We start from the raw sequence: 7,427 nt of genomic DNA on the forward strand, positions 1-7,427 counted from the left end.
TCCAACCTAGAAACCGATTTCGATGTCGTAATCCATGATCACTGGCGCGTGATCGGAGAACCGGGTGCTGTCATCAATCCAGCCATCCTGGATGGTCTTTCGGATGCCCGGCGTCAGTAGCTGATAATCCACCCGGATACCGGCATTCTTGCGCGAACCCTCAGCCTGCTCCGGCCACCAGGTGTACTGGTTGCTCTGCTTGTTGATATCACGGAACGCATCAACACAGCCCATTTCATCAAATAAACGATCCAGCCATGCCCGTTCATGGGGCAGGAAGCCGGAGAAATCCAGTTTGTGGTACAGCGGGCTGGCGTCGGTCACGTGATGGGCGGTTTGCAGATTGGCGCAGAAAATAAACTGGCGGCGCTTACGCAGGGTTTTCTGCATATGGAGGCCAAAGGCTTCCATGAAATCATCCTTATGATCCAGAACCGTAAGGTCGTCCTCGCCAATCAACTCTTCTTCGCGGCCAAGTGCGCTGGGAGAGAGAACGCAGGCGACAGACACCTTGTCAAAATCCGCCTGAATGAAGCGGCCTTCGCGATCTGCCTGCTCATTGGCGAAACCGTACATGATGGCCTTTGGGAAATGGCGGGTATAGATACCAACGCCACCGTCTTCGTTACGCTCACCATCAATAAAGTAGGCTTCGTACCCTTCAGGGATAAGATTGAAATCCTCAATTTCGTAGGCCCGCATGCGGTGGTCCTGAACGCACACCACGTCAGCGTCCTGCCTGGCTAGCCATTCAAAGAAACCTTTCTCAACAGCCTGGGCCAGACCGTTGACGCTGATTGTAACTACCCGCATACGTGTTCCCTGATTCGGTTTGTGTGTATGATACCGGTTTTACGCGTTAATTAAAGATCCAAACCCGCCAGAAGCCCTGTCATGCACGACTATCAGCAACAGTTCATTGAATTCGCCATTCGCCGTAACGTGCTCCGTTTCGGAGAATTTACGCTTAAATCCGGCCGCACCAGCCCCTACTTCTTCAACGCGGGGCTGTTCAATACCGGGGAGGACCTGCTTGAGTTAAGCAAGGCCTATGCCGCAGCACTCCAGCGTAGTGGGCTGGATTATGACATTATTTTCGGGCCTGCCTATAAGGGCATACCGTTGGCGACGGTCACCGCCATGGCCCTGGCCGCCGAGGGTAACAACAAACCATTCGCTTTCAACCGAAAAGAAAAGAAGGATCACGGCGAGGGTGGCAATATCGTGGGCGCCCCACTGGAGGGCAAAGTACTGATTGTTGACGACGTTATCACCGCTGGCACGGCTATCCGGGAATCCATGGAACTGATCCGCACTTCAGGGGCGGAGCCCGCAGGGGTGCTCATCGCCCTGGACCGTCAGGAGCGAGGCGCCGGTAAACTATCCGCCATCCAGGAAGTCAAAGACGAATTCGGCATCCCCGTGGTCAGTATTATCAGGCTCGAGCAGGTGCTCGCCTACCTGCAAAGCAGACCCGACTTCTCAGAACATGCTGACAAAGTCGCCGCATATCGGGATGAGTACGGAGTCTGAATCCAGACATGGCTTATCGTTCAGCTTTTGTTATGCTTCCTGACATACATTGTTCTAAGCGGAGCGCCAGTCTCTCATCATGAATCGTCTGACCAGGTTTTCAATCGCTGTATCTGCTGCGGCTGCGCTGATGTCTGCCTCTATCGTAGAGGCAAGGATGTACCGCTATACCGATGAGAACGGTCAGATTGTCATCAGCAGCACCATTCCCCAGGAAGCGTCAAGGCGGGGCTACGACATTCTCAGCAAGAACGGTCGGGTGATTGAAACGATTGATCCTGAACCCACCGAAGAGGAGATTGCCGCCAGGGAAGCCGAGGAAAAACGCCTGGCCGAAGAGGAACGACAACGGGAGCTCGATCGCAAGCTTCTGGAGCGCTACAGCCACCCAGACGAAGCCGTGCGCGCCATGCACCGGAAGATACGTGAGCTGCAGGGATTAAATCAGCTCAAGAGAGGCAACATTTCGGTGATCGTCAGCCAACTGGACAGCGAACAGAGCCGGGCTGCTGACCTGGAACGTTCCGGTCGCGACATACCCGAAGCGACACTGGAAAAAATACGGCGGCTGGAAGCCCAGATTCGTGATATCGAACGGGAGATCAACTCGCAGAACGCCAATATAAAAGCCCTGCGGGAGCGCTTCGAAGCGGACATCGAACGGCTGGAAGAAATTACAGACGAGGAAAGAACGCTTCCGCTGGACCCGGACGACCTGGAAGAATCATAAACCACACGGCTCGACCAATCAGACACAAAAAGGTCACCTCACGGTGACCTTTTTTTATGCTTCAAAGAACCCCGGTTGCCGTTCAGGCAGTCGCGGTGCTCTTCTTGGCAGCGCTGGTGCTCTTGCGGGCTGTGGTTTTGCGTGCAGCCGGCTTCTTGGCCTGGGCAGTGGCCTTGGTTGACTGAGCAACACTGGTCACTTCATCCGCTGCGTCGGCAACGGTGTCTGCGCCTTCAGCCGCTTCTTTCTCGAGCTTGGCAACCAGGTCGGCCGCAAAGCTGCCGAAACGGGTGTTCAGGCTGCGCAGTTGCTCGAACAGGTTCTCGCTGTGGCCATAGTAACGAGTGCGCAGGGTCTTTACGCTGTACTCACGAGCTTCGGTTTCCAGCTTTTCAGCGTACTCGAACGGCTTGGAAGCCAGTTTCTTCTGCTGCTCTTCAGCCGCATTGATGCCCTTTTCTACGATGTCCTGAAGCTGTTCCTGATAGGTCTTGAGTTTACCCATGATGACTCTCCTAAGATTGTGGATGCGTGGTTTGAAAATCTGCATCGTTATCGCCGGCAAACCGATGCCGACTTCTGATCACATGTCGAAGGTTACGGTCAAAAATTAGAATGTTCATACTAAAACCACGCCCTAATTCGTCATCTGTCAAAGGGAGCGGGGGCGTCTCGGAATTTACGGATTGTTCACTTGATGATTTCTTTCAGATTCGGCATGCTCTGCGCCTTGAATTCAGCAAGCCCGTCTCCCCGTTTTATTCAGGCCTCGCTTCTGACGTACCCCAATGCAGTAACAACAGCACCAACAACGCGCTGACGAACGGATTGCGAGAAACACCATGCCAGTTAAAAGTCTCAGCCAGAACGCTGCGAGCCATCAGCAACTGTGGAAAATGGTCGTCGCCGGAATGGCACTGGCCATCGTGGCCGGATGCCAGGAAGACTCCGGGGCATCAAGGGCCGCTTCAAGCCAAGCCAACGAAGCATCGGAACAAAGGCTGGGCGATGCGGTTTCATCCATACGGGACACGCTCGGGCAGCCTGAACCGGTACAGGAAGAGACGTCCAACGCTGGAACTCCTGTCAACGAGGAGTCGGTCACCCCTCCCACGCTGCACTGGGACGCACCGCTCACCCGGGAAGACGGCTCGCGCCTCTATGCCAGCGACATCAGCGGCTACCGCATTTATTATCGCCTGCGACACAGAGACCGTTACGAGGTGATATCACTGCCCAGTGATGGAGACACCCGCTACCAGCTCGAGGATTTCCCGCCGGGGGCCTATGAATTCAGCATTACCGCCCTCGACGACAGTGGGCTGGAAAGCAGGCGCTCCGACGCAGTCACCGTCAACCTGATCTGAACAACATCTGAGCGGACTACCACCTGAAGATGACCCAACTGGGCACCAGCATGTCGGTCTCGCTTTCACGAATCCAGCCGCCGCCATCAGCAGGCACCAGGTAGTACTCGGGACCGACTTCCGGCACTACCTTGATCTCCACCAGTTGACCATTCACCCGGTATTCGTAGAACACCTCGTTCTCACCCGGGCGAATCACAATCTGCGCCCCATCGGCGGATGGCTGGTAATCAGACACCACCAGGGGCTCCTTGGGCGTCTCTACAACATCGATATCCTCCTGGGCCATTGACGGCCCGCAGAGCATACCCAACACAAGACCCGAGCAAGCGATACGTTTCATTTTCATGGTACTCTTCGGTTCTGTTTAGAGACGTGCATCATCACGCTGACACACGGAAATGCACACCGTTAGTGTCAGAGTTGCACAAGCCTATCAACGCTTCAATCAGAATCCGGATCCGTTTTGATATGACACAGCAGCAGACTCCGCCGGTGGTTCTTGTAGATGGTTCTTCCTACCTCTTCCGCGCCTATCATGCCCTGCCGCCACTGATGACCAGCAAAAGTCACCCCACGGGCGCCATCAAGGGTGTTATCAGTATGATCCGGAAGCTGGAACAGGATTTTCCGGGCTCAAAAATGGTGGTGGTGTTCGACGCCAAGGGCAAGACCTTCCGCAACGATCTCTATGAAGACTACAAAGCCACCCGCCCTCCCATGCCGGACGACCTGGCCGTACAGATCCAACCGATCCACGACATGGTTCGCGCCATGGGGCTGCCGCTTCTGATCGTCAGTGGCGTGGAGGCCGACGACGTCATCGGCACCCTCGCCCATGAAGCCACCAGCAAGGGCATTGACGTGGTGGTCTCGACCGGCGACAAAGATATGGCGCAGTTGGTGAGCGATCACGTCACCCTGATCAACACCATGACGGACACCCGCATGGACCGCGACGGCGTGGTCGAGAAATTCGGCATTGGCCCGGATCAGATCGTCGACTACCTGGCGCTGGTGGGCGACAAGGTGGACAACATTCCCGGCGTCAACAAATGCGGTCCGAAAACCGCGGTTAAATGGCTGCAGACATGGGACAACCTGGACAACATCATCGAGCACTCGGATGAGGTCAAAGGCAAGATTGGCGAATACCTTCGGGAAGCCACTGAAACTCTGCCGCTCAGCCGTCAACTGGCCACCATCAAAACCGACGTGGATCTTGAGTTCGGCCTGGAGGACCTCAAGCTGAGGACCCAGGACGACAGCCAGTTGCTGGAACTGTTCCGGGAATATGAGCTTCGGTCCTGGATTGCCGAGCTTGAAAACGGCGACTCAGCCGATGAAAAAAGCACGGACAACGCTGTCGACAACAGCAGCAACCCTGCCAGTAAGGAGAAGACATACACGGTAGTGACCGATCAGGCAGAACTGGACAGCTGGATTGACCGCCTCAAAAAGGCACCGTTGTTCGCCTTTGACACCGAAACCACCAGCCTGCGTTATATGGACGCTGATGTCGTTGGCGTGTCCTTTGCCATCGAGCCCGGCGAGGCTGCCTACGTGCCGTTCGGCCACGATTACATGGGCGCTCCGGAACAACTGGACCGGGACACCGTGCTGAGTCAGTTGAAGCCGCTGCTGGAAGATCCAAAGAAAGCCAAGCTCGGCCAGAACCTCAAGTACGACAAGAACGTGCTCGCCAACCACGGCATCAACCTAAATGGCATTGCCGAAGACACCATGCTGGAGTCCTACGTACTCAATTCCGTAGGGTCTCGCCATGACATGGACTCGCTGGCCATGCAATACTTGGGCGAGCAGACCATCACTTTCGAATCCATCGCCGGCAAAGGCGCCAAGCAACTGACCTTCAACCAGATTGAGCTGGAGCAGGCCGGCCCCTATGCAGCGGAAGACGCCGATATCACCTTACGACTGCACCAGGCGTTGCGCCCGCAACTGGAGAAAACCGGCCGGCTGCAGGAAGTGTACGAAAAGATTGACCTGCCACTGGTGCCCGTACTGTCCCGCATGGAGCAACGGGGCGCGATGATCAGCGCCAGCACGCTGCGCAAACACAGCCAGGAACTGGCAGAGCGTATGGCAGAGCTCGAGAAGGAGGCCCACGAGGAAGCCGGCGAAAGCTTCAATCTGGGCTCTCCCAAGCAACTACAGGCCATTTTCTACGACAAGATGGGGCTGCCGGTGGTGAAGAAAACCCCGAAAGGCGCCCCGTCCACGGCGGAACCGGTACTGCAGGAACTTGCCCATGAACACACCCTGCCCCGGCTGATCCTGGAACACCGCAGCCTGAGCAAGCTCAAATCCACCTACACGGATACCCTGCCGGAATTGATTCACCATCGCACCGGCCGGATTCATACCTCCTATCACCAGGCGGTGACAGCCACCGGCCGACTGTCGTCCTCGGAGCCGAACCTGCAGAACATTCCCATCCGCAGCGAACAGGGACGGCGCATTCGTCAGGCTTTCGTGGCCCCTGAAGGCTACAAACTGGTGGCGGCGGACTACTCCCAGATTGAACTGCGCATCATGGCACATTTGTCGGGGGACAAAGGACTGCTCACGGCCTTTGAGAAGGGGGAGGACATTCACCGGGCGACGGCCGCCGAGGTCTTTGGTGTGGCCGTCGACGACGTCTCAGGCGACCAGCGTCGCAGCGCCAAAGCCATCAATTTCGGGTTAATCTACGGCATGTCTGCGTTCGGGCTTTCCCGCCAGCTGGATGTGGGTCGCCATCAGGCCCAGGAGTATATCGACCGCTATTTCGAACGTTACCCAGCCGTGCTGAAATACATGGACAACATCCGCAAACAGGCGCACGACGACGGGTACGTGGAAACATTCTACGGCCGTCGCCTGTACCTGCCGGAAATCAACGCCCGCAACAAGCAGATGCAGCAGGCCGCCGAGCGCACCGCCATCAACGCCCCCATGCAGGGGACTGCCGCGGACATTATCAAACGAGCCATGGTCAGCGTTGAGGACTGGCTACAGGAACATCACCAGGATGATGCCCGGATGATTCTGCAGGTTCACGACGAACTGATTCTGGAAGTGCGTGAATCCGCCGTGGACACGATTCGCGAAGGTTTAGAGAAGCGGATGTCTGCTGCGGCATCGCTGGATGTGCCTTTGCTGGTGGAGGCTGGCGTCGGTAATAACTGGGACGAAGCCCACTGACTCTTTCGGCCCGGGTTCCGTTTTGGGGCGAAACCACCTTTTTCGCCCCAAAACACACCATTCTTTTTGCCGCCTCACCCGCATGCTCCCAGCAACGACGGCGCTGGACTCAACAGCCGAAAACGGCACGAAATTCGCAGGCCTTGAGAAGGTCGGCCCCGGATCCGAATGAGTGAACACCGGGGCCATGTTGTGACACTTTCGACCCGAGGCACTCACCATGACTTCTCTGGCTTCCGAGCGCAGTTGGCTTATGAACCCTGGATTACTGAAACTGGTTCATCAATGTCGCCGTTTAATCCAGTCTGAGTTCGGGGTAAAGCTGCACCTCACGGAAGAGCACCTGGAACGGCATCTAGCGGACTATGCCAGCAAAACCCGCTCAGCCCACCTCATCCGCACCTGGGAAACTCTCAGGCCTCAGATTCCTCACCTGGACCTGGACGACGACACCGATAAGGCGAAACGAATGTATCGCGGACAGGAAATTGCCGAGGAAACCTCGAGGGGCGACAGCGGAGTTTCCGAGACAGAAGCAGAAAGGACAAGAAAGAAGAAGGTTATCTATCGTGGGCAGATCATAGGTTGAG

The 7,427-nt window shown here is 56.3% G+C and carries 8 protein-coding genes; 5 read left to right on the plus strand and 3 right to left on the minus strand.

The features are described from left to right. Positions 1–6 precede the first annotated feature (6 nt). The gene (locus MDG893_RS19880; RefSeq protein ID WP_007155638.1) at positions 7–813 is read right to left on the minus strand and encodes an exodeoxyribonuclease III; all 807 of its coding nucleotides are present in this window, start codon (positions 811–813) and stop codon (positions 7–9) included. An 81-nt stretch (positions 814–894) separates the two neighbouring features. Here MDG893_RS19880 and pyrE point away from each other — a divergent pair, with 81 nt between their 5' ends. Beyond that, positions 895–1,533: an orotate phosphoribosyltransferase gene (gene pyrE, locus MDG893_RS19885; protein WP_007155639.1), complete on the plus strand. Its 639-nt coding sequence runs from the start codon at positions 895–897 to the stop codon at positions 1,531–1,533. A gap of 79 nt (positions 1,534–1,612) precedes the next feature. Further along, positions 1,613–2,263 carry a DUF4124 domain-containing protein gene (locus MDG893_RS19890; RefSeq protein ID WP_007155640.1) on the plus strand — a complete coding sequence of 217 codons (651 nt, stop codon included), beginning with the start codon at positions 1,613–1,615 and terminating at the stop codon, positions 2,261–2,263. A gap of 82 nt (positions 2,264–2,345) precedes the next feature. Here the strand turns inward: MDG893_RS19890 and MDG893_RS19895 are convergent, their stop codons facing one another. Further along, on the minus strand, positions 2,346–2,768 hold the full coding sequence (locus MDG893_RS19895) for a hypothetical protein (RefSeq protein WP_007155641.1): 423 nt from the start codon (positions 2,766–2,768) through the stop codon (positions 2,346–2,348). Positions 2,769–3,105: 337 nt separating this feature from the next. Between MDG893_RS19895 and MDG893_RS19900 the strand changes: the two genes are divergently transcribed. Continuing rightward, on the plus strand, positions 3,106–3,630 hold the full coding sequence (locus MDG893_RS19900) for a fibronectin type III domain-containing protein (protein ID WP_040474828.1): 525 nt from the start codon (positions 3,106–3,108) through the stop codon (positions 3,628–3,630). A 16-nt stretch (positions 3,631–3,646) separates the two neighbouring features. Here the strand turns inward: MDG893_RS19900 and MDG893_RS19905 are convergent, their stop codons facing one another. Next, positions 3,647–3,973 (minus strand): DUF2782 domain-containing protein, encoded by a 327-nt coding sequence (locus MDG893_RS19905; RefSeq protein ID WP_040474829.1) that lies wholly within the window; start codon positions 3,971–3,973, stop codon positions 3,647–3,649. Positions 3,974–4,101: 128 nt separating this feature from the next. Here MDG893_RS19905 and polA point away from each other — a divergent pair, with 128 nt between their 5' ends. Next, positions 4,102–6,837 (plus strand): DNA polymerase I, encoded by a 2,736-nt coding sequence (gene polA, locus MDG893_RS19910; protein WP_007155644.1) that lies wholly within the window; start codon positions 4,102–4,104, stop codon positions 6,835–6,837. 220 nt (positions 6,838–7,057) lie between these two features. Continuing rightward, on the plus strand, positions 7,058–7,426 hold the full coding sequence (locus MDG893_RS19915; protein WP_007155645.1) for a hypothetical protein: 369 nt from the start codon (positions 7,058–7,060) through the stop codon (positions 7,424–7,426). The last annotated feature ends 1 nt before the right edge of the window (position 7,427 follow it).

Source organism: Marinobacter algicola DG893 (genome assembly GCF_000170835.1).
In the GTDB taxonomy this organism is placed as follows: domain Bacteria; phylum Pseudomonadota; class Gammaproteobacteria; order Pseudomonadales; family Oleiphilaceae; genus Marinobacter; species Marinobacter algicola.

Excerpts from the sequence above, each read along its gene's own strand:
- MDG893_RS19895 (WP_007155641.1), bottom strand. The coding sequence starts at position 2,768 with ATGGGTAAACTCAAGACCTATCAGGAACAGCTTCAGGACATCGTAGAA.
- MDG893_RS19880 (WP_007155638.1), bottom strand. The coding sequence starts at position 813 with ATGCGGGTAGTTACAATCAGCGTCAACGGTCTGGCCCAGGCTGTTGAG.
- polA (WP_007155644.1), top strand. The coding sequence starts at position 4,102 with ATGACACAGCAGCAGACTCCGCCGGTGGTTCTTGTAGATGGTTCTTCC.
- pyrE (WP_007155639.1), top strand. The coding sequence starts at position 895 with ATGCACGACTATCAGCAACAGTTCATTGAATTCGCCATTCGCCGTAAC.
- MDG893_RS19900 (WP_040474828.1), top strand. The coding sequence starts at position 3,106 with ATGCCAGTTAAAAGTCTCAGCCAGAACGCTGCGAGCCATCAGCAACTG.
- MDG893_RS19890 (WP_007155640.1), top strand. The coding sequence starts at position 1,613 with ATGAATCGTCTGACCAGGTTTTCAATCGCTGTATCTGCTGCGGCTGCG.
- MDG893_RS19905 (WP_040474829.1), bottom strand. The coding sequence starts at position 3,973 with ATGAAACGTATCGCTTGCTCGGGTCTTGTGTTGGGTATGCTCTGCGGG.
- MDG893_RS19915 (WP_007155645.1), top strand. The coding sequence starts at position 7,058 with ATGACTTCTCTGGCTTCCGAGCGCAGTTGGCTTATGAACCCTGGATTA.